The organism is Pedobacter sp. W3I1 (assembly GCF_030816015.1).
In the GTDB taxonomy this organism is placed as follows: domain Bacteria; phylum Bacteroidota; class Bacteroidia; order Sphingobacteriales; family Sphingobacteriaceae; genus Pedobacter.
This window is the reverse complement of record NZ_JAUSXN010000001.1, coordinates 986,483-1,007,445: the sequence shown is the minus strand read 5'-3', so window position 1 is coordinate 1,007,445 and position 20,963 is coordinate 986,483. Positions and strand designations below refer to the sequence as shown.

The window sequence follows — 20,963 nt, the reverse complement described above, 5'->3', positions numbered from 1 at the left end:
TGCTGCTTTTTTATTATAATAGGATTTAAACGGTCACATTCTGCCCTTTTACATCAAAGGCATCGCGTAAGCCTATGGCCAGCACATTAAAGGCATAAACAGTAAACATAATGGCTAAACCGGGCAAAATAGCCAGGTAAGCTGCGTCCATAATGATATAACCATAATGTTCTTTAATCATACTACCCCAACTGGGCATCGGTGGCTGAGCACCAAAACCTAAAAAGCTTAAGCCAGTTTCTAATAATATAGCTGAGGCAAAATTAGATGAGGCTACCACTAAAATCGGGCCTGCAATGTTCGGTAATATATGTTTGATGATGGTTCTGCTTGTACTAAACCCTAAAGCTCTTGCTGCCTCCACAAATTCGACCTCTTTTAAAGCCATTACCTGTCCACGCACTAATCTGGCAACGTCTACCCAGGTGGATAAGCCTACTGCAATAAAGATCTGCCAAAAACCCTTGCCTAAAGCAAATGATATGGCAATAACTAGCAGTAACGAAGGGAGTGACCAAACAACATTCATAAACCAGCTGATTGTGGCGTCTACACGCCCACCAAAATAGCCAGCAATGGCTCCTAAACTCACGCCAATAAAGAGGGAGATCAGAACAGCCATTAAACCTACCGATAGTGAAACACGGATGCCTAAAATTAACCGGCTTAATAAATCACGCCCGTAAATATCAGTCCCTAAAATATAAGTCTTTTTGTAGATATTATTTTTTTCGAAAAGCCCTTGTGGAGTACCTTTTTTTGAGGGCAATACGCAAGAGGGGCACAAATCCTTCAGTTCATACCTCGTTTCTTTGGCTTTTTCGTCCTCACCAATATATTCCTGTACAAAAACTAACTGATCTTTGATTTTGTACGAGGTAATCGGGATACTTTTAAAAGTTGGTGTCTGCCCGTCGAGCATCCGCCCGAAAAAGTTAAGCTTTTTTACCTTAGGGTTCCTGCTGATAATTAAAAAAGTAAATGTACTCCCGGGTTTCTTTTTGTTTAACTGAAGAATCTGAACATTCGCATTTTGAGAATCATCAGGCATAATTAAATAACCTAAAATACCCATCACCATTAAAAGTAAAATAAAAACCAATCCGCCGAAGGCGAATTTATTCCGTTTAAATTTTAACCATACTTTTTTTGATGGGCTATTATCCATTATCTAACCATTCTGCCTTTCCAATTGTATTTACCACTGTTTCCGGCAATACCGATGTATACCATATAAAGTACATGCAGCACATTTAAAACCGGTATTAAAATGAGCAAACTGCGCCTTTTTGCAAAGCCGGTTACATCCCATAAAAATAAGGTTTCTAAAACCATTTTAACCAATAATTGATAAAATGTGATCGCTAAAAACCCCGGAATAAAAAGTCCTGTGATAAAATTTGCGAGAATAGAAAGGTTAAAGATCCAAATGAGTACCCCCAACACAATAATGGCCTTATTTTTATAACGGGTACTCTTTGAGGCCCAGCGTTTGCGTTGCTGTATAAATGCGCCCAAGGTTTCTTTTGCGTGCGTGTATACAATGGCTTCTCTATTTTTGAGGAAACCAATCTGATCCGGATATTTGGCTGCAATTTTATGCAACAGTAGCTCATCATCGCCCGATGCCAGATCATCTATCCCCTGGAAGCCACCAACTTCATAAAAAGTTGTTTTTTCGTAGGCCAGATTTGCGCCATTACAGGTTGATGGCTGTTTGTTTCCAATGGTAGAAGCACCCAAGCCAATAAGATATAGAAACTCTAAGGATTGCAATCTTTCAAAGAAACTTTTCTCCTGAAAATAAGCTACGGGAGAAGAGATCATTTTATAGTTTTTCTGCTCGTATAGGTTTACAATGGTAGCCAGCCAATCGGGGCCCATCCTGCAATCCGCATCTGTAGTAATAATCAGATCACCAGAGCAGCTACCTATTGCTGTTTGGATGGCTTTCTTTTTGTATGAATTTAAGGCCCTGTCTTCATTTAGCTTAATCAGTTTCACATTCCGATCCGCATAACTCAATACAATTTCGCCGGTACGGTCGGTAGAGTGATCATCAATAATAATAATCTCTGTTAAAGCTTTAGGATATTGCTGGGCAATCAGATCATCAATCGTTTTGGTGATATTTTCTTCCTCATCCCTTGCAGCAACAATTATAGAAACCTTGGTTTGGGGATCTGATTTTTGTGGCGTAAAATAGATCAGGTTATGCCACCCTCTCATAAAATTAAGCACCAAAAAACCATAAATTAAGGTTAAAGCAGCAGATATAAGACTAATTAGATTTAAGATTTCCAAAAAAATTGAGTTTAAAAACGAAATAAGTGCCTAAGATAGCAGGAATTATAATATTTATGAGCCAAATACTTGCAGTACATGCAATAACAGCCACATGTTGATCGGTTACATGTTTAAATAGTTCAACAGCGGTAACACTTCTGATGCCAACATCAAAAAGATCTAAAGATGGCAATGCCGATTGAACCAAAAAGAGCAAACAGGTCATCATTATAATATCGGCATAATGCAAACCCGGTATTAACCAGATAAACAAAATAAAATATTGCGAGCTAAACACCAAATAACGGGCAAAACAATAAGTGATGATTTTAAACAGTTCTCTTTTTCGGTAGCGACCTAAAATGCTGTAAAACTTCTTGTATTTCCTGGTGAATTTAATAGAGAGTAAAATCCCATTTAACCACCGGATGTTAAAATAAAAGATCAGGAAAAACAGGCAGAAAAATACCGCCAGAAATACCACTGCGATAAACAGCACATGATCGATCGGGATAAAACGGTAAACAAAAAAACAAGCTGCAATAGCACCAAAAACATTCGTTAATACCAATTGGCCGATACTACCTACACTCATGGCCACAATACCAACAATTCTTCTTTTGGGTGATAGGAAAAATACCCTTCCTCCATACTCTCCTAGCCTGTTAGGCGTAAAAATAGCCAGTGTTAATCCGCAAAATACCGATTCGATAGCACGATAAAAACCAATGGACTCAATGTGGCTCATTAAGTATTTCCATTTTCCGGCCTCCAAAAACCAATTCACAAACATTAATAACACCACAATACCGATGATGGTAATAATTTCTGTTTGAGGAATATCCTGTAATAATGTACTGAAATCGTGAAGATTTTTATTCGCAACAAGCTTATGGTAAATAAACCAAAAAGCAAATATTACAATTGCAGCTTTGATGATGAATGATAATATTTTTTTGTTCTTGCCTGTCAAGATTATCTTTTTAGTTTGCAAATATGCTTAATATTGCTGTAATGTTGAACGAAAAAAAGGAACGGGTTATTATGGGCATTGATCCAGGAACGGCGGTGATGGGTTATGGCGTAATTTTAGAGAAGGGAAATAATACAGAACTGATCAGTTTAGGGGTAGTGAAAATGACCCATTTAGACGATCCTTTTCTTAAGCTTCAGCGGATTTTCGAAAAAACAGTGATTTTGATCGATCAGTATAAGCCTGATGTTCTGGCCATCGAAGCACCGTTTTATGGTAAAAATATTCAAGTATTGTTGAAACTGGGTCGCGCACAGGGCATTGCCATCGCAGCCGCGCTCTCCAGAAATATCTCGGTTACCGAATATTCTCCACGTAAGATCAAACAATCGATTACAGGCAGCGGTAATGCCACGAAAGAGCAAGTGGCGGCTATGCTGCAACGCTTATTAAATTTTAAGGAAACACCTGAGTTTTTAGACGCTACCGATGGCTTGGCTGTAGCCGTTTGTCATTCGTTCCAAAAAATTGCCACAGGTGGTAAATCTAAAACCTATTCGGGTTGGGAGTCTTTTGTAAGCGATAATAAAACTAAGGTTAAAGGTTTGGCGGTTAAGGCAAAGAAGTAGTTCTCATTTCCAAGTTCCCGTCACCCTGAATTTATTTCAGGGTCTATTTATTTATTAAATTTATATTTTAAAGTGGTCCGTGCGGACACGGACCATGGAGGGCGTTGGTGAACCACCATAATATTAGTTAGTAGATAAAAAAAGGATGTCAATCCTGGGGGGGTATTTATTGTATAAAATCAATATAATGACAGAAGAATTTAAGGTGGTAAATCGCCTCTAAGTGTCGTCATTTCGACCGTAGTGGAGAAATCTTTTAAATTTCATTTCAATAACTGGGTTCAAAGATCTCTCCATTCCGTTGCACTCCAGTCGAGATGACGCCTCTTTTATAGGAGCCTGTCAATGGTAGTGTAGTCGACGGACAACTATCTTTATTTTCAATTATAAAAACGTCTTCGACTACGCTCAGACTGACAACCGATAGAATAATTCTTATTGCCGAGCACGATCAATCATATTTTTTGTAGCCTCTTCCATTGCTAATTTATTCTTACGAACAAAATATTTTATAGTGAAGAAGATTGCAACACCAACCAATATTAACATCCACAAATTGGAAATAGCAATAATGATTTCTTTAAAGATCGTCCAGCCATTTACAATACCTAACCAAAGCCTGTTTATAAATGCCGGGCGGTAGTCGTACAAATTGTCATTGGCAACAATCATCGTTTTAACGGTATTATCCTGGTAAAAATTAAGGGTAATGGTACTGAATTTTACACGACTATCGATTTGCATATTCTCGATTTTCTTATCCACATAATCGTCTTTGATGTAAAGAGAAGATTCAACATTGGCGCTTTTTTTCGAGGCTACTTTATTGATCTTTTCAATCGCATCAACTCGATTCTGAGCTTTTAGTTTATTGGCTAAATAAGCGATACTTTGATCGTCCATTTTCATCGATTGGTGATCTACAAAGACAGCCATTTTTGCGATGGTATTGGTAAATTCGTCTAGTTTCTCTGACGGAACCCTGGCTACCAAATAACCCTGTGTACGATAGGAGGTAATTTCTTTTAATGAATCGGTAGATTGTTTAACCTTATCCGTTTCCTGGATAGAGCTTTCAATAGAAAACTCAGCCACTGTTCCGCCCTCGGCTTTAATGGTTTTGCTAAGCTGTTCTTTGGTGTTTTGAACATCTTTAACCCGAAAACGCATGTCTGCAGTTTTAATGATTTTTTCGGCTGCTGTAGTATCTGCAGATTCTTTGTTCAGCTCCTGTGTGCTGACAGCATCGGCACTTGCATACTTTTCATTTGATTTCTGGCAGCCAAAAATTGTTAAAACTATGGCTATAGCAATAATATTCCTTTTCATGATTGTGTGGTTCTAAATAAATAATCATTTTAAATATTTGCTTCAAATGGCCATAAGAAGTGTAGCGTTTTGGTTAGCTTTTAACGCTGTGTTTTATCTTAATACCATAATCGTATTTAGGTAACCCAATGTTGAGTTTGGGGCAGCGAAAGGGGAGTTTGTAGGGATTTCGCTTAAACACATTGCAGGTTTATTTTTTAAAAATAGTTGCAATTTTCAGCAATAGCCCATTAGATCTGAAACAACATTTTATTTTTTTGGAAAGCAAATCCAGAAGCGGTTGGGTTATAACAGCCCCGCCATTTGCTTTAGTCCCGACGAAAAGTCGGGAGCTGCCGCGGCTGTCGGGTTTAGGATAGAAAGGTCTGCCTAAGTAACTTAAACCTGACAGGAGCGGGCACCGAACGTAGAGAGGTAAAGCGGATGGCAGGACTTTCGGAACCGATGCCCACAGGAATCTGCTTTTCAAAAAAGAAAGCTACATTTTCAGCAAAACAGCTATTAATATCCAAACAATATTTTTATTTTTTTGGAAAGCAAATACAAAAGCGATTAGGCTGTCGGGTTTAGAATAGAAAGGTCTGCCTAAGTAACTTAAACCTGACAGGAGCGGGCACCGAACGTAGAGAGGTAAAGCGAATGGCAGGGCTTTCGGAACCGATGCCCACAGGAACCTGCTTTTCAAAAAAGAAAGCTACATTTTCAGCAAAACAGCTATTAATATCCAAACAACATTTTATTTTTTTTTGGAAAGCAAATACAGAAGCGGTTGGGTTACAACAGCCCCGCCATTTGCTTTAGTCACGACGAAAAGTCGGGAGCTGCCGCGGCTGTCGGGTTTAGGATAGAAAGGTCTGCCTAAGTAACTTAAACCTGCCAGGAGCGGGCAACAAACGTAGAGAGGTAAAGCGGATGGCAGGGCTTCGGAACCGATGCCCACAGGAAACTGCTTTCAAAAAAAAGACTCGCTAATTCTACTTAAACCTATCAGGTTTTTGAAACCTGATAGGTTTGTTTAAAAACAAAAAAGCCGATCATGAATGAATATGACCGGCTTTTATATCTTGATCGCAATTGACTTATGCGTCTAATATTTTGAATACCCCTTTAATGGCAATAATTGCACCGATGAACAAAACAATCCAGGATGCTAAAGATACTTGCCACGAATCGTAAGCGAAACGTGCGTAAGTACCCACCATGCAAACCAGTACACCAAAAATCATTAATTTATAAATTCCTGGCTGGTTAGCCGTTTTCATACTTTCTGTATTGTGCTTTAATTCGTTGTTCTCCATAATGTTTATTTTTATGATGCTGCAAAAGTAATACTTATTGCTGAATAATTATAAAACTTAGTAACTTTTTAATCGTTCAAATCTTTGTTTTGCTTTATCTTTATCACTGAGTTTTTCTCCCTGATACAAAGGCTTTTCCCAATCGCCGTACATTGGGTTTGGTAATACGATATACTTTGCTCCAAATAGGTTCTGATTTGCGTTTACCTGTTCAAAGGTATTTTTATTTTCGCGATAAAAAACATTACTGAAATCGCTTAAATTATCGCCACATAACAGGAGAATATTATGCGTTTCATTAATTTTTTGGCGGCGGGGCTCTTTATTGGAGGTTCCTTTCGAAACCACTAAATGCGCATCATCAGCAAAAGGAAATCCAAAGTGCTGCAGGTTTTTCAGCGTTGCTGCATAATCCTTTTCATCGCGGTTACTCACATAAAAAATTTCGATATGCTTTGATGCTGCAAACTTTAAAAAAGCCAAAGCACCCGGAACGGTATCGGCCTGAGCCAGATTTGTCCATTCTGTCCAATCTGCAGGATTGTAGCTTAAACCTTTTTTAATTTCATAGCCTTGAAAAGCAGAATTATCTAACACGGTTTCGTCAATATCAACAATCACACAATTTGGCTTTTTGCTGGTATCGGCCCATAATGCTTCTTTTAATGATAAACGGGCAAAGTTATAGGCCTGAAAACATAAGGCCCTATACTCGCCCGAAGTTTGCTGCCAAAGCACAGCATTGGTATAATCTCTCGCTGGATTTTGAGCTGCAGCTACAAGTGGTAGCAAAAATGATATAATGATGAACAGGTATTTTTTCATGATTTGGAATTAAGGCTCAAAGATATTAAACTCCTGTAATGCAGCATTCATCTAAACATCATTTAAATCATATCAGATAAATACACAACAAAAAATCTCGAATAATTTAATCTATTAATTTTTTAGTTATAGAAATTTATTAGTTTTGGGTACACACAAATAAAATCAATTACTATGAAATTTAAACACTTACTAGGGGTAGCTATTGCCCTATTTTTCTTTGCGGCCTGCAAGAAAGATAACCCGATTATTGAACCAAAAAACGCATTAGAATTACTTAAAGATTCAGCATCGTACTCTATTGATGGAAAAACCTATAATGCTATTGGTATTGAAAAGAACTGGACTTATACGACACAATCAAATCTTAAAATTACCTCTGGAGTAAACTTCAATTATCAATTAGAAGGAGACAAAGATTCTCTACTATTTGTAAGAGAATATAGCATTAGAGCTCCCTATACTAACATTGCAATTTCATTTGTAAAAATATACAACAAAAATGAAACAGAATTTACAAATGAAAATAATGGCGGACATCTAAATTATCCAAAAAACAAAACAAATATATTTTCTCCTGGTTTATATAAATATTCAACTGAGTTTTATAGAAGCAATTCTACTTCTGGAATTGCATTTACACTAATCAACCAACAAGGAGTATTTAAATCATATAGTCAATCGGATTTAGGGAAACAGGCATCTGTTACACAAAGTGATCAAAATGGCTCGAAATTTGAAATTATTAGTTTAAAAAAACGAAAATTAGATTATCTGTTAGAAGCTAAATTCAATCTAAATGTTTTTGATGAAAATAAAAAACAGCTGAAAATAGAAAATGGATATTTAAGACTAAGTATACTAAAATAATTAATACCCATTATAAAATAAAAAAGTCCACTTCAATTTAAGGAGTGGACTTCTCTGTTTCATTGCCAAAACAATTAACCATTCAAAAAACTTCCTCTTTCCGATTTTGATAAGATTAGCGTTTCTGCTTCCGGATAAGCTTGCGTAAAAGTTACAGGGATTTTATTTTTACCTCTTTCGCTCCATTTAAACTCAACAGCTAAAAATTTCCCTTTCGTTTTTTCAATATAATCAATTTCTTGCTGCTGTGTAGTGCGCCAAAAAAAGCAATCTGCTTCCATTTGATGCTGATGCAAAAACTTTATCCGCTCAGCAATCATATAATTTTCAAACAATGCACCAACATCATTTCTGTTAGCTATTGGGTTAAAATTCCGCGTAATGGCGTTTACAATGCCGGTATCATAAAAATAGATTTTCTTATTCTTTTTGATTTCATTTCGCACATTACCTGCAAAGGCCGGTAAAGTAAAAATCACAAAGGACTTTTCGAGCAAATTGATGTATTTATCTACCGTTTTTTGATCTGCTTTAACCAGCTGCGCCAGTTCAGAGAAATTAACCTCGCTACCGATCTGCAAAGCCAAAGCCTTTACTATTTTTTCGAACAGTAAGGGCTTTTTAACTTCTTCTAAAGCAAATAGATCTTTATATAAATAACTATCTGCAAGTAGTTTTAAATGTTCTTCAGCATTATGCGGATCATTAATTATTTCGGGATAAGAACCGTAAATCAAGCGCTGCTCCAGTGATCTTTCTTCAGTAAGGAAGTCGGTATCGTTTACCAATTCGGCATATGAAAAAGGCAATAGCATCATCTCGTATTTCCGTCCCGTTAAAGGTTCATTAATTTTACCTGATAACTCAAAAGCTGATGAACCTGTAGCGATGACCTGAACGCTTTTAAAACGGTCTACAATAATTTTAATCAATAAACCTACATCATTTATACGTTGGGCTTCATCTATAAAAAGAACCTCATAATCACCAAGCATTTGCGCAATCTGCGTGGCGTTAGGTTTAGCCAGCGTTTCCCTCACATCTGCATCGTCTCCATTGAGGTATAAAGTCTTTTTATCCACTCTAGCCAACAATTGTTCAACAAAAGTAGTTTTGCCTGTTTGCCTTGGGCCAAATATGATAAAAGCTTTTCCTTTAAAAAGCCTTGCAAAAGCATAATCCAACTGTTTTCTTATAATCATGGCCAATTATTATAATACAAAAGTATAATAATTTTGGATTACAATCCATAAAAAACATAATAATTTTGGATTACAATCCATAAAGAACATAATAATTTTGGATTAGGCTAGCAATGGATCACAAAAAAGCCCATTTCAATTCAGAAATGGGCTTTTTATTATTTGACTGAGGACTAAGGACTTGCGACTTTAGACTCAATAACTATCCGTTTAATGCTGCTGCACCACTTACAATCTCAGTTAACTCAGTTGTAATTGCTGCCTGACGTGCCTGGTTGTACGAAAGTTTTAAGGCTTTCAACAACTCTCCAGCGTTTTCAGTTGCTTTATCCATTGATGTCATACGTGCACCGTGCTCAGAAGCGTGAGAATCTAAAACGGCTTTGTATAACTGAATTTTAACAGATTTAGGAATCAATTGTTCTACAATCTCTTCCTGCGAAGGTTCTAGAATGTAATCAACATTGGTGGTTTTAGTTTCAACCTTTGTTTCTTCTGCTTTTGGTAAAGGCAACAACTGCTCAGTAGTAATAAATTGAACGGCTGCATTTTTAAAACGATTGTAAACAACCTCCACTTTATCAAACTCACCTTTAATAAAACCGGCCATAATGGCATCGGTAATTTTGGTTACGTTTTCGAAAGTTAAAGCAGCATACACTTCATTATTATTACCGATTACGTTATAATTACGTTTTTCGTAAAAATCCTGAGTTTTCTTACCGATAGAAATAATACTTACATTACCGTTTTTCAACTGTTCGCTATATTTCTCAGCAATTAAATTGTTGGCCGCTTTAATCACGTTCATGTTAAAAGCACCAGCCAAACCACGGTTAGATGATACTGTTACAATTAAAACCTTATTAGGTTCACGCTCTTGTATAAAAGGCGATGAAGACCCTTCTAAACTTGCTGATAGATTACTTAAAATCTCTTTCAGTTTAGTTGCATAAGGACGTAAAGCGATAATTGCATTGGTAGCACGTTTCAACTTGGCAGCCGAAACCATTTTCATAGCTTTGGTAATCTGCTGTGTTGATTGTACCGATGCAATCCGGTTTCTTACTTCTTTTAAATTAGCCATTTTTTAAGTATCGAGTATTAAGTATCAAGTACCAAGATTGGGTTGTTCACCTATATTGATACTTGATACCCGCTACTTGTATCTAATTAGTATTTACTTGAAATCTCTTTTGCTACTGTATCTAAAACGCCAGTAATGGTATCATCAAATTTACCAGCTTTTAATGCCGCTAAAGTTTCTGGATGACGCATTTCCAATTGAGTTAAATATTCAGTTTCGAATTCTTTTACTTTATCAACCGGTACGCTACGCATTAAGTTTTTAGTACCTGCATAAACAATAGCCACTTGTTTTTCAACTGTAAAAGGAGTAAACTGAGCTTGTTTTAACATTTGTACGTTACGTGCACCCTTATCTAAAACCGATTTCGTTGCAGCATCTAAATCAGAACCGAATTTAGAGAAAGCCTCTAACTCACGGTATTGAGCCTGGTCTAATTTTAATGTACCTGCTACTTTTTTCATCGATTTGATCTGCGCATTACCACCTACACGTGATACCGAGATACCTACGTTAATTGCCGGACGGATACCTGAGTTGAACAAGTTCGACTCTAAGAAGATCTGACCATCAGTAATCGAGATTACGTTGGTTGGGATATATGCTGATACGTCACCTGCCTGAGTTTCGATAATTGGTAATGCAGTTAATGAACCACCACCTTTAACGATATGTCTGATAGATTCAGGTAGATCGTTCATTGCTTTAGCGATATCATCATTAGAGTTGATTTTCGCAGCTCTTTCTAACAAACGACTGTGTAAGTAGAAAACGTCACCTGGATAAGCTTCACGGCCCGGTGGACGACGAAGTAATAAAGATACTTCACGGTAAGCAACAGCTTGTTTAGATAAATCATCATAAACAATTAAAGCTGGTCTACCTGTATCACGGAAAAACTCGCCAATTGCAGCACCTGCAAACGGAGCATAAAACTGCATTGGAGCAGGATCTGCAGCCGAAGCAGCAACAACAACTGTATATGGTAAAGCGCCGTTTTCTTCTAATGTACGTACAATGTTAGCTACAGTAGAGTTTTTCTGACCGATAGCAACATAAATACAGAACACAGGCTGGCCTGCTTCATAAAATTCTTTTTGGTTAATAATGGTATCGATACAAACAGCAGTTTTACCAATCTGACGATCGCCAATAACCAACTCACGTTGACCACGACCGATTGGAATCATTGCATCGATTGCTTTAATACCAGTTTGTAAAGGCTCATTTACCGGTTGACGATAAATTACACCTGGTGCTTTACGCTCTAAAGGCATCTCGTAAGTTTCACCTAAGATTGGTCCTTTACCATCTAAAGGCTCACCTAAAGTGTTCACTACGCGCCCAAGCATACCTTCACCAACTTTAATAGAGGCAATTTTTTTTGTACGTTTAATCGTATCACCTTCTTTGATCTCGTCAGAAGCACCCAAAAGTACCACACCAACGTTATCTTCTTCAAGGTTTAATACAATACCTTGCAGGCCGTTTGCAAATTCAACTAATTCTCCCGATTGAACTTTAGTTAAACCGTAAACACGGGCAATACCATCGCCCACTTGCAGCACGGTACCAACTTCTTCCAGTTCGGTTTCTGATTTGAAGCCCGCCAATTGCTGTCTGATAATTGCCGATACTTCGTCTGGTCTTACCTCTACCATAATTTTACTTTATATCTTTTTGTAAATGTTTAGTGCTTAGCGCAAGGCGCCTGGCATTTATTCGCCATCCGCTTATCGCAATTTTTGTTTTGTGCATAGCGCAGGGCGGTTGGCGTTTTAGTCGCCTATGCCTAGCAATAGCTTATAACTCCGCGCTTACTGCGCAAATTCTTTTTTAAGTTTACTTAAACCGCTGGCAATACTTGCATCAAATTGCTTATCGCCAACTTTTAATATAAAACCACCAATTAATTTCTCATTAATTTTCTCGTTAACAATAACCTGGTTGGCGTTTAATTCTCTTTTTACAATCGCAACAATCTGCTCTTTAGCTGCAGGGCTTAATGCACTTGCAGTCGTTACGTCAGCAGTAACAATACCTTTAATTAAGTTATATTGTTGTATAAACTGTTTTGCTGTAGCAAATAAAATCGCCGAACGACCTTTGCTCACCACAATCTTGAAAAACGAGATGGTTAGTTTACTTACTTTATCAGCAAAAATACCGTTCAAAATACCAGTCTTTTTATCTAAAGGTACAATCGGGTTTTTTAATATTGCTTCTAGTTCAGGGGTTTCATCAACCACTTTTTTAAACAAAACCATATCATTATAAGAAGTTTCTAAGTCGTTGTTTTCAACGGCTAAGTCTATTAATGATTTGGCGTATCTGCTTGCAACTTTAATTTCTGACATATCTTTTGGGTTGGCGTTTAGCGGCTGGCGTTTAACACACTTATCGCTTTACGCAATACGCTTAGTTTAATTCAACGTCTTTTAACAAGTTAGCTACTAGCGTTTCTTGTTTAGTTTTATCATCTAATTGAGTACGTAAAACACGTTCTGCAATCTCTAACGATAAAGAAGAAACCTGGTCTTTAACTTCAGCCAAAGCTGCTTTCTTTTGGTTCTCGATTTCGATTTTAGCTTTCTCGATCAATTTAGCACCTTCAACCTGAGCTTGTTTTTTAGCTTCGTTTAAGATACCATCTTTTAAGGTTTTAGCTTCCTTCAAAATTTCATCACGTTCTGCACGAGCTTGCTGCATCAAATCTTGATTCTGGCTGGTTAAACGAGCCATTTCTTGTTTGGCCAATTCAGCTTTGTTAAGTGCCTCATCAATGCTTTGCTCACGTTCGTGAATAGCACCTAAAATAGGTTTCCATGCAAATTTTCTAAGTAATATCAATAAGCAGATGAATGCCAATGATGTCCAAAAAACCAATCCTATGCTTGGGGTTACTAATTCCATTTTATCTAATTTTAAAAATAATCTTTTTAATAGGGCTGGGTAAATAACCAATCGTTAAATACCCAACCTAATTTCTTCAGTGATTATTAACCGTTTAAGCCTAATAATGCAACTACTACACCGAATAAAGCAGCACCCTCAATAAGGGCAGCAGCGATAATCATTGCAGTCTGAATTTTTGATGCAGCCTCTGGTTGACGAGCAATACCTTCCATTGCTTTACCACCTACTTGACCGATACCGATACCTGCACCGATTACTGCTAAACCGGCACCAATTGCCGCGATTGAACCTACCATAACTAATTTAATTTATATTAATTTGTAAAAAATAGTTTTCTGTTAATGATGCTCTTCTACTGCCATACCTATAAACAAGGCAGTTAATAATGTAAAAATAAAGGCTTGTAAAAATGCTACCAGTAACTCTAACACATCCATAAATAAAACGAATGCGACAGAAACCGGCGCAATAGCCAATGTTTCGAAAATAAAAATTAAGGATATTAAACTTAATACGATAATGTGGCCTGCGGTTATGTTTGCGAATAAACGAACCATTAAAGCAAATGGCTTGGAAATGATACCAATTAATTCAACAGGGATCATAATCGGATATAACCAAAAAGGAACATCTGGTTTAAAAATGTGTTTCCAGTAATATTTGTTACCATTAATATTAACGATGATTAAAGTTCCAAGTGCCATTACAAAAGTAAGCGCAATGTTACCCGTAACGTTAGCGCCACCTGGGAAAATTGGAATCAAACCAAATAAGTTGTTGAATAAAATGAAGAAAAACGTAGTCAACAAATAAGGCATAAACTTAGCGTATTTATGACCGATGTTCGGTTTAGCAATATCGTCTCTTACAAAAACAATAATTGGTTCTACAAAAGATTGTAAACCTTTTGGTGCTTTACCTACACGTTTACGATAGGAAGCTGCCACTGAAATAAATATTACAAGTATTACAAAAATAGCAACGAACATTGCTGCAACGTTTTTAGTAATTGAGAAATCTAAAACAGATTTACTTGCTTCCTCGTCGATTTTTCCATCAGCGCCAACCACTTTAATATGGTCTTCCTCTAAACGATAGTTATTGTATTTACCGTTATAATCTTGTTTACCATGATGGAAATGACCAGAAGAGAAAAACTCTAAACCGTTAGCGGTATATAAAATTACCGGAAGAGGTAATGAAGTATGTCCCCAAAGGTGCCACATATGAGAATCGGCAATGTGCTCCATGATCACTTTAGTTGGCTCGAATTTTTCTTCACCATGTTTAGCAGCACCATGCTCACCAGAAACGGCTTCGGCAGATCCGGCCACAACACTATCAACAGGAACAACAGCGCTATCAACCTGAGCGAAAGTATCAATTTTGATAGATAAAAACGCGATTAAAAGCGCAAAAACAATAGTTAGCCTTTTAACTTTAGACACAAAAACTCGGTTACAATCCATTTATTGGCAGTTTTTTACTTTAAATTTTGGTGGCGCAAGTTACGTAACAAACAGTAAATTTCAAAGGCCGTAAACAATAAATATAAAGAAAAAAAATTAAGCAGAAATACAAGCCCAATTCCCTTCGCTTTTATACTGTAAATCAATACAAAAGCCATACAAAAAATCATCTTCACTGCAATTGATCCCATAATCGCCATAATACCAACTTCAGGATCACGTTTTACACCAATATCAACTAACATATAAGCCACATAAGTGATACCGGCCAAAAAGCCAAACATCACCCAAAAGTTATTTACGAACAATTGTGTATCAGGAAATACGACAGGTAAAACGGCAATTACACCTATTAATAGGCCTACGAAAATGAAATAGATACTGGTAAATTTGGCTAGAGTCAATGTATAATTTCTTAGCAGATAAAAACTTTTGCAAAGATAAGGTTTTTAGTATCAAGTAAGTAGTGCAGGAGAGAAATATTGTAAGGATGGCTTACTGGTTAACTGTTTGAACTGGTTAATCGGTTAATTGAAGAATTGTTTCATAGTTAGTTTGGAACTGAAAATTGAAAACTGCCAATTGAAAACTTACAGCTTAGTGGCCTGCCTAATCGCCTGATATAATGCAATCCCCACCCCTGCCAAAGCAAAAGCAGCAGTAATTAAGTTAGTTTTACTGTTTCTGTGCTCATCGATCTTGTACCCTACAAAAGTAAGCAAACCAATGGTAGCAATCATTTGGAAGCCAATAGCAGAATATTTAGCGGCTGCATTTACCTTTTTCTTAGTATCTTCTTCTTTCGGATTTTCCATTTTTTAATGCAATAATTAAATTAACTTTGAATAATTAAAATTTGTTGCCAAATAAAATATTTTTCTACATATATTGTTTATTGTACATCCACTAAGAGATTTATCATACTTGAAAAATTACGCTAACAAACACTTAAATCCCTTCTTCATCTTTTTTAGTGTCCTCCTTATATATGGCTGTGTCGCAAATAAAGATACAGCAGTAGATCGTAGGTTTCAGAACTTAACGGCAAGGTATAACTATATCTACAACTCCAATGTTTTACTAACGGAATACAATGAAAGCCTACTGCAAAGTTATGCAGATAATTATGAAAAAACCCTGCCCGTTTACCTCGATCCTGAGCCTCAGGTGAATTTGGTGCTTACACCAGGAATAGCCAATAAACAGCTTGATGATGTAATTACGAAAGGACAAACCGTTATCAACGATAAAAGTTTTAGTAATTATATTGATGATGCCTATATGCTTTTAGGCAGGGCAAATTACTTAAAAAGCAACTATTTTATTGCTTCAGAATACTTTGATTATACGGCAAAAACCTATAACAGCGTCCTGAAAACTTTCATTATGGCCATGAACTGGAAAGCACGTAGCCAAATGCAATTAAACAATATGGTACTTGCCGATAAAATCATCGACACCATGTTACGCGCTTCTGATCAATTAAAAAAAGACCTGGCAGAGCCTTTGGCTACTGCCGCTCAGATGCGCATTTATCAGAAACGTTATAAGGAAGCCATCCTGTTTTTAGAATCGGCAATTGCACTCCCAGCCGAAAAACAGCTTCGTATACGCTGGCGTTTTATCCTTGCGCAGTTGCAGGAAAAAGAAAAGAATCTTCAGGATGCCTATGCTAACTTTACCAAAGTAGAAAAAAGCAACGCCCCTTTCGAAATGTATTTTCATGCCAATTTAAACCGCATTAAACTACGTGCATTGTTAAGCGGCGTAAAACTGAACAAGGAAGAACAGCTTCTGGCTTTGTTAAAAGATGATAAAAATTTCGATTATACCGATCAGATCTATTACCAGGTTGGAGAGCTTTTCTCTGCTGAAGGAAACTTTGTAAAAGCTGAAGAGAATTACCATAAATCGATTTTAAAAAGCACAAGAAACCAAAATCAAAAGGCATTATCTTATTTAAGAATTGCTGATTTAAACTTTAAAGAGTTTAATAACTACATCAAAGCAAAACTGTACTACGATAGTACGGTAATGATTTTACCTAAAAACTTTCCTGATTACGACAACATTGTTAAGAAGGCCGATAACCTGAAATATTTAACCGATAGGTACACCCTTATTGCTAAAGAAGACACTGCCCAGGCTATTGCTAAACTTCCGGCAGGCGAGCGTGAGGCTAAGGTTAAAGCTTATTTAACACCGAAAGTTGAGGTGAGCAATACTGGAGGAGTAATCAGCAACCAGTATTTAAACGACCCCGATTTCCCTAATCAATCGTTAAATGCTTCGAACAAAATTGCCGGAAATACCTTTTATTTTAACAATAATGCTGCAATAAGCAATGGCTTTGGAGATTTTAAGAAACGTTGGGGCAACAGGCAGCTGGAAGATAACTGGAGGCAAAGCACCCGGTCTTCTGCTCAGGAAACCAATCAGGTTCTGGCTGGTGGAAATGTAGCCACAGAAATAAAGCCCGCAAATGGAGAAACCAATCAGACTGCACAGGATCAAACTTCGTTAGAAAAACAGTTTTTAGATGGCCTGCCTACTACTCCGGCTTTATTAGCAACATCTGATCAGAAAATTATTGATGCTTATTTCGAAATTGCCAGTTTTTATCAACAGGAACTGAACGATAAACCAGAAGCAAACAAGATATACCTGGAATTGATTAAAAGATATCCTGACAATAATCATTTAGCTGCCATTTACTACAGTTTATACCTTAATTATAAAAGTGCTGATGAGACAAAATCAGATCAGTACAAACAGTTGGTGCTTACGAAATTCCCGGAATCTAATTTTGCCAGAAACATTTTGGATCCATCCTATTCGGCTAAACAAACTGAAATGGAGAACATTGCCATCAACAATTACAATGTAGCCTTTGATGCCTATGCGAAAAAAGATTATGCAAATGTGGTAAAACAGGCTAACGATAACATTACTGCTTTCCCTAATAATGATCTGGCACCCCAGTATGCCTATTTAAAAGCAATTGCTATTGGCCGTACAGCAAAGGTTGATTCCCTTCTTACCGAATTTAACCAGATTACCACACTTTATCCAAACGATAAAATTATTACTCCACTGGTACGCGATCATTTAAAATACATTGAAGCAAACCTCGAGGAATTTAAACAAAGGCCGGTTGCCCTTGTCGATTTTGATGCCAATGCACCACGTTTTGTGAGCCAGGCTACGCCAATTGCCGTTCCAACAAAACCTTTAGTAACCGATAATGCCACTGTAAAATCAGCAGAGCCTGCTCCTGTAGCTAAGCCTGTTGAGGTTAAGCCAGCGGATCCTACCAAACCGGCAAGCATTTTCAGCGCAGCTAAATCAGAAGAATACTATTATGTAATAGACGTTGCCGACGCAACCTTAACCTTAAGTTCATCACGTTTTGGAATAGGTCAATTTAACCGGGGTAATTATCCTGATAATGATTTGGAACATAAATTGGTAGAGTTAGATAACGATCAGCTGATTTATATTACCAGTTTTATCGACTTGGAAGATGCCAAACTTTACGAATCGAGCATTACAGGCCAGTTAAAGAACATTATGAAAGTGCCGGCCAACTTATATAAAGGTTTTATCATCAGTAAAGAAAACTTCGAAAAACTAACAGACCGTTCGCGTATTAACGAATATCTGGAGTTTTTAAAAGACAATTACAAGTAAGGAACATGGTTTAAGCTAATAGCGAAAAACCTATTCTATAAAAAATTAATAAATTTGCATCCAAAATCTTCTATTCTGAAGATTAATGGAAAATACAACACAAAATGAATAAGTCTCTTTCTGCACAAGAAACAAAAAGATATAGTTTAGTTATCTGGAAAATACTGATTGGGGGGATAGCTCTTTTTGCGATTTTCATTTCGATGATCGGCTTAGGCCTTTTTGGTGCACTCCCTTCTTTCAGGGATATCGAACACCCAAAAAGCAATCAGGCTTCAGAAATTATTGCTGAGGATGGCCGTCCGTTAGGCACTTATTTTGTTCAGAACAGATCGAATGTTACTTATAAAGATATTTCTGAAAATGTGATTAACGGGTTGATTGCGACAGAAGATACCCGTTTTAAAGAACACTCGGGCATAGATTTTAAACGTACCTTCACCATTATCGGTTATAATTTAATCGGTAAAAAACAAGGTGCAAGTACCATTACGCAGCAATTGGCTAAAAATCTTTTCCCAAGAGAATCGAACCTAAATTTTTTCTCCCTGGTATTAACCAAATTTAAAGAGTGGATTGTCGCCGTTAAATTAGAGCGCAACTATACCAAAGAAGAAATTATTACCATGTATTTAAATACAGTCGATTTTGGTAACCAGGCTTATGGCATTAAATCGGCGGCAAGGGTTTATTTCAATACCACTCCCGATAAATTAACCTTAACCCAGGCAGCAACCTTAGTAGGTATGCAAAAAGGGATAACCATGTATTCGCCAACGCGTCATCCTGAGCGCTCTAGAGACCGTAGAAATACCGTAATGGCTATGATGGTTAAATCTGAGTTGCTAACCCAACAGGAATTTGATGAGCAAAAAGATAAACCTTTAAACTTGCATTTTAATGCAGCAACTGTTAACGATGGTATTGCACCATACTTCCGTTCGGTATTAAAGAATGATATTAAAAATATTTTTCAGGAACAGTCGATTACCAAACCCGATGGTACACCTTATGATTTAGACCGGGATGGTTTGAAAATTTATACCACGTTGAATTATGACATGCAGGTATATGCCGAAGAAGCGCAAAAAGAATACATGAAAGTACTGCAAGCGCAGTTTATTGCCAGTTGGAAAGGCAGAAACCCGTTTAAGGATAAAGCTTTACAGATTGAACAAGGTGTTAAACGTTCTGACCGTTATAAATCGTTAAAATTGGAAGGCAAATCGGACGACGAAATTAAAGATGATTTTAACACCAAAACCGAAATGAGCATTTTTACCTGGAAGGGTAATATTGATACGGTAATGAAACCTATTGATTCTGTACGTTATTACAAAATGCTTTTGCGTAATGCCATGATGACGATGGACCCAACTAATGGCCACGTAAAAGCGTGGGTTGGCGGGATTAATTACGAGCATTTTAAATACGACCAGGTTAAAATGGGAACCAGACAGGTGGGTTCGACAGCAAAACCTTTTACCTATGCTGTTGCGATCGAAAATGGTTATTCTCCATGTTATACTGTACCAAACGTTCCCGTAACCATTGACGGTTATGGAGAGCCATGGACGCCAAGAAACTCAGGAAAACCACTACCGGGGAGTATTACCCTGCAAAAAGCCCTGGCCTACTCTCAAAATTATGTTACCGCTTATTTAATGAAACAGGTTGGCCCCGTTGCAGTATCTACCTTAGCCACCAAAATGGGGATTCCTAATGTTCCGGCGTTTCCTTCTATCTGTTTAGGTACTTTCGATTCATCTGTTTACAATATGGTAGGCGCTTATGGCGCTTTTGCAAACAAAGGGACTTACACTAAACCGATTTATTTATTGAGAATTGAAGATAAAAATGGTGTGGTGTTGTTTTCTCAGAAAGAAATACCCAAACCGATTATGAGTGAGGAAGTGGCTTATGTAATGACGAGGATGCTTAAGGGTGTAGTAACCAACGGAACAGGATCGAGATTGAATTATAAATATAAAGTTAATGCACCAATCGGGGCGAAAACTGGTACCACTCAAAATAACTCCGATGGTTGGTTTATGGCTATTACTCCTCAACTGGTAACCGGTATCTGGACGGGTTGTGAAGATAGGGCATTCCACTTTATCAGTACCAACCAGGGTGAAGGTGCCAATACCGCGCTACCAATTTTTGCTGGTTTTATCAAAAGAGTATATGCCAATCCGGCCTTAAAAATTAGTCATGCTGATTTCGAGGCACCAAAATCTGGTGTTTCCATCACATTCGATTGCAACCAATACCAGCAGCAGGAAGAAGGTACAACCGAATTGGATGAGAAATTGGGTTTTTAGGTTCTATAATCAAGCGAAAAGTTTTCACCTAAACTATTGGAGATAAATATTAAATTTGTAATAGA

General features: G+C 37.2%; 19 protein-coding genes. 4 read left to right on the top strand and 15 right to left on the bottom strand.

Annotated features, from left to right (window positions below; all coding sequences use genetic code 11):
- Positions 1-25: 25 nt before the first annotated feature.
- Genes QF042_RS04440 through QF042_RS04430 form a run of 3 tightly spaced genes read right to left on the bottom strand, consistent with a single transcriptional unit; the run spans position 26 to position 3,259 of the window.
- Positions 26-1,168, bottom strand: a complete 1,143-nt coding sequence (locus tag QF042_RS04440; protein WP_307525735.1) for an ABC transporter permease — start codon at positions 1,166-1,168, stop codon at positions 26-28.
- Positions 1,168-2,229, bottom strand: coding sequence for a glycosyltransferase (locus QF042_RS04435; RefSeq protein WP_307525733.1), 1,062 nt, complete (start codon positions 2,227-2,229; stop codon positions 1,168-1,170). Before QF042_RS04435 ends, QF042_RS04440 begins: the two co-directional genes overlap by 1 nt.
- Positions 2,230-2,281: 52 nt before the next feature.
- Positions 2,282-3,259, bottom strand: a complete 978-nt coding sequence (locus QF042_RS04430; protein WP_307525732.1) for a lysylphosphatidylglycerol synthase domain-containing protein — start codon at positions 3,257-3,259, stop codon at positions 2,282-2,284.
- A gap of 41 nt (positions 3,260-3,300) precedes the next feature.
- Between QF042_RS04430 and ruvC the strand changes: the two genes are divergently transcribed.
- Entirely contained in the window at positions 3,301-3,888 is a 588-nt protein-coding gene (gene ruvC / locus QF042_RS04425) for a crossover junction endodeoxyribonuclease RuvC (RefSeq protein WP_307525730.1), read from the top strand.
- A 435-nt stretch (positions 3,889-4,323) separates the two neighbouring features.
- On the opposite strand, the gene QF042_RS04420 is transcribed toward ruvC, so the two are convergent.
- The 3 genes from QF042_RS04420 to QF042_RS04410 all read right to left on the bottom strand — a co-directional run bounded on the left by QF042_RS04420 (position 4,324) and on the right by QF042_RS04410 (position 7,340).
- Positions 4,324-5,217: a DUF4349 domain-containing protein gene (locus QF042_RS04420; protein WP_307525728.1), complete on the bottom strand. Its 894-nt coding sequence runs from the start codon at positions 5,215-5,217 to the stop codon at positions 4,324-4,326.
- 1,079 nt (positions 5,218-6,296) lie between these two features.
- Positions 6,297-6,515, bottom strand: coding sequence for a hypothetical protein (locus QF042_RS04415; RefSeq protein WP_029278686.1), 219 nt, complete (start codon positions 6,513-6,515; stop codon positions 6,297-6,299).
- A 57-nt stretch (positions 6,516-6,572) separates the two neighbouring features.
- Positions 6,573-7,340, bottom strand: a complete 768-nt coding sequence (locus QF042_RS04410; RefSeq protein WP_307525723.1) for a 5'-nucleotidase, lipoprotein e(P4) family — start codon at positions 7,338-7,340, stop codon at positions 6,573-6,575.
- A gap of 174 nt (positions 7,341-7,514) precedes the next feature.
- Between QF042_RS04410 and QF042_RS04405 the strand changes: the two genes are divergently transcribed.
- A complete protein-coding gene (locus tag QF042_RS04405) occupies positions 7,515-8,210 on the top strand; it encodes a hypothetical protein (RefSeq protein ID WP_307525721.1) in 696 nt (231 codons plus the stop codon).
- A gap of 74 nt (positions 8,211-8,284) precedes the next feature.
- On the opposite strand, the gene QF042_RS04400 is transcribed toward QF042_RS04405, so the two are convergent.
- The 9 genes from QF042_RS04400 to QF042_RS04360 all read right to left on the bottom strand — a co-directional run bounded on the left by QF042_RS04400 (position 8,285) and on the right by QF042_RS04360 (position 15,699).
- Complete coding sequence (locus QF042_RS04400; RefSeq protein ID WP_307525719.1) at positions 8,285-9,412, bottom strand: ATP-binding protein; 1,128 nt, start codon at positions 9,410-9,412, stop codon at positions 8,285-8,287.
- Positions 9,413-9,614: 202 nt separating this feature from the next.
- Complete coding sequence (gene atpG, locus QF042_RS04395; protein WP_307525717.1) at positions 9,615-10,499, bottom strand: ATP synthase F1 subunit gamma; 885 nt, start codon at positions 10,497-10,499, stop codon at positions 9,615-9,617.
- Between the two features lie 86 nt (positions 10,500-10,585).
- Positions 10,586-12,160 (bottom strand): F0F1 ATP synthase subunit alpha, encoded by a 1,575-nt coding sequence (gene atpA, locus QF042_RS04390; RefSeq protein ID WP_108197969.1) that lies wholly within the window; start codon positions 12,158-12,160, stop codon positions 10,586-10,588.
- A gap of 156 nt (positions 12,161-12,316) precedes the next feature.
- Positions 12,317-12,856, bottom strand: a complete 540-nt coding sequence (gene atpH / locus QF042_RS04385; RefSeq protein WP_307525714.1) for an ATP synthase F1 subunit delta — start codon at positions 12,854-12,856, stop codon at positions 12,317-12,319.
- 61 nt (positions 12,857-12,917) lie between these two features.
- The gene (locus QF042_RS04380) at positions 12,918-13,412 is read right to left on the bottom strand and encodes a F0F1 ATP synthase subunit B (RefSeq protein WP_307533254.1); all 495 of its coding nucleotides are present in this window, start codon (positions 13,410-13,412) and stop codon (positions 12,918-12,920) included.
- A gap of 86 nt (positions 13,413-13,498) precedes the next feature.
- Positions 13,499-13,711 (bottom strand): ATP synthase F0 subunit C, encoded by a 213-nt coding sequence (gene atpE, locus QF042_RS04375; RefSeq protein ID WP_025144011.1) that lies wholly within the window; start codon positions 13,709-13,711, stop codon positions 13,499-13,501.
- Positions 13,712-13,753: 42 nt separating this feature from the next.
- A complete protein-coding gene (atpB, locus tag QF042_RS04370; RefSeq protein ID WP_307525708.1) occupies positions 13,754-14,884 on the bottom strand; it encodes a F0F1 ATP synthase subunit A in 1,131 nt (376 codons plus the stop codon).
- Between the two features lie 14 nt (positions 14,885-14,898).
- Positions 14,899-15,288, bottom strand: a complete 390-nt coding sequence (locus QF042_RS04365) for a hypothetical protein (protein WP_307525706.1) — start codon at positions 15,286-15,288, stop codon at positions 14,899-14,901.
- A 186-nt stretch (positions 15,289-15,474) separates the two neighbouring features.
- On the bottom strand, positions 15,475-15,699 hold the full coding sequence (locus tag QF042_RS04360) for an AtpZ/AtpI family protein (RefSeq protein WP_307525705.1): 225 nt from the start codon (positions 15,697-15,699) through the stop codon (positions 15,475-15,477).
- A 109-nt stretch (positions 15,700-15,808) separates the two neighbouring features.
- Here QF042_RS04360 and QF042_RS04355 point away from each other — a divergent pair, with 109 nt between their 5' ends.
- Both QF042_RS04355 and QF042_RS04350 read left to right on the top strand, forming a co-directional pair.
- The gene (locus QF042_RS04355) at positions 15,809-18,574 is read left to right on the top strand and encodes a gliding motility protein (RefSeq protein WP_307525703.1); all 2,766 of its coding nucleotides are present in this window, start codon (positions 15,809-15,811) and stop codon (positions 18,572-18,574) included.
- 104 nt (positions 18,575-18,678) lie between these two features.
- On the top strand, positions 18,679-20,898 hold the full coding sequence (locus tag QF042_RS04350) for a transglycosylase domain-containing protein (protein ID WP_307525701.1): 2,220 nt from the start codon (positions 18,679-18,681) through the stop codon (positions 20,896-20,898).
- Positions 20,899-20,963: the final 65 nt, after the last annotated feature.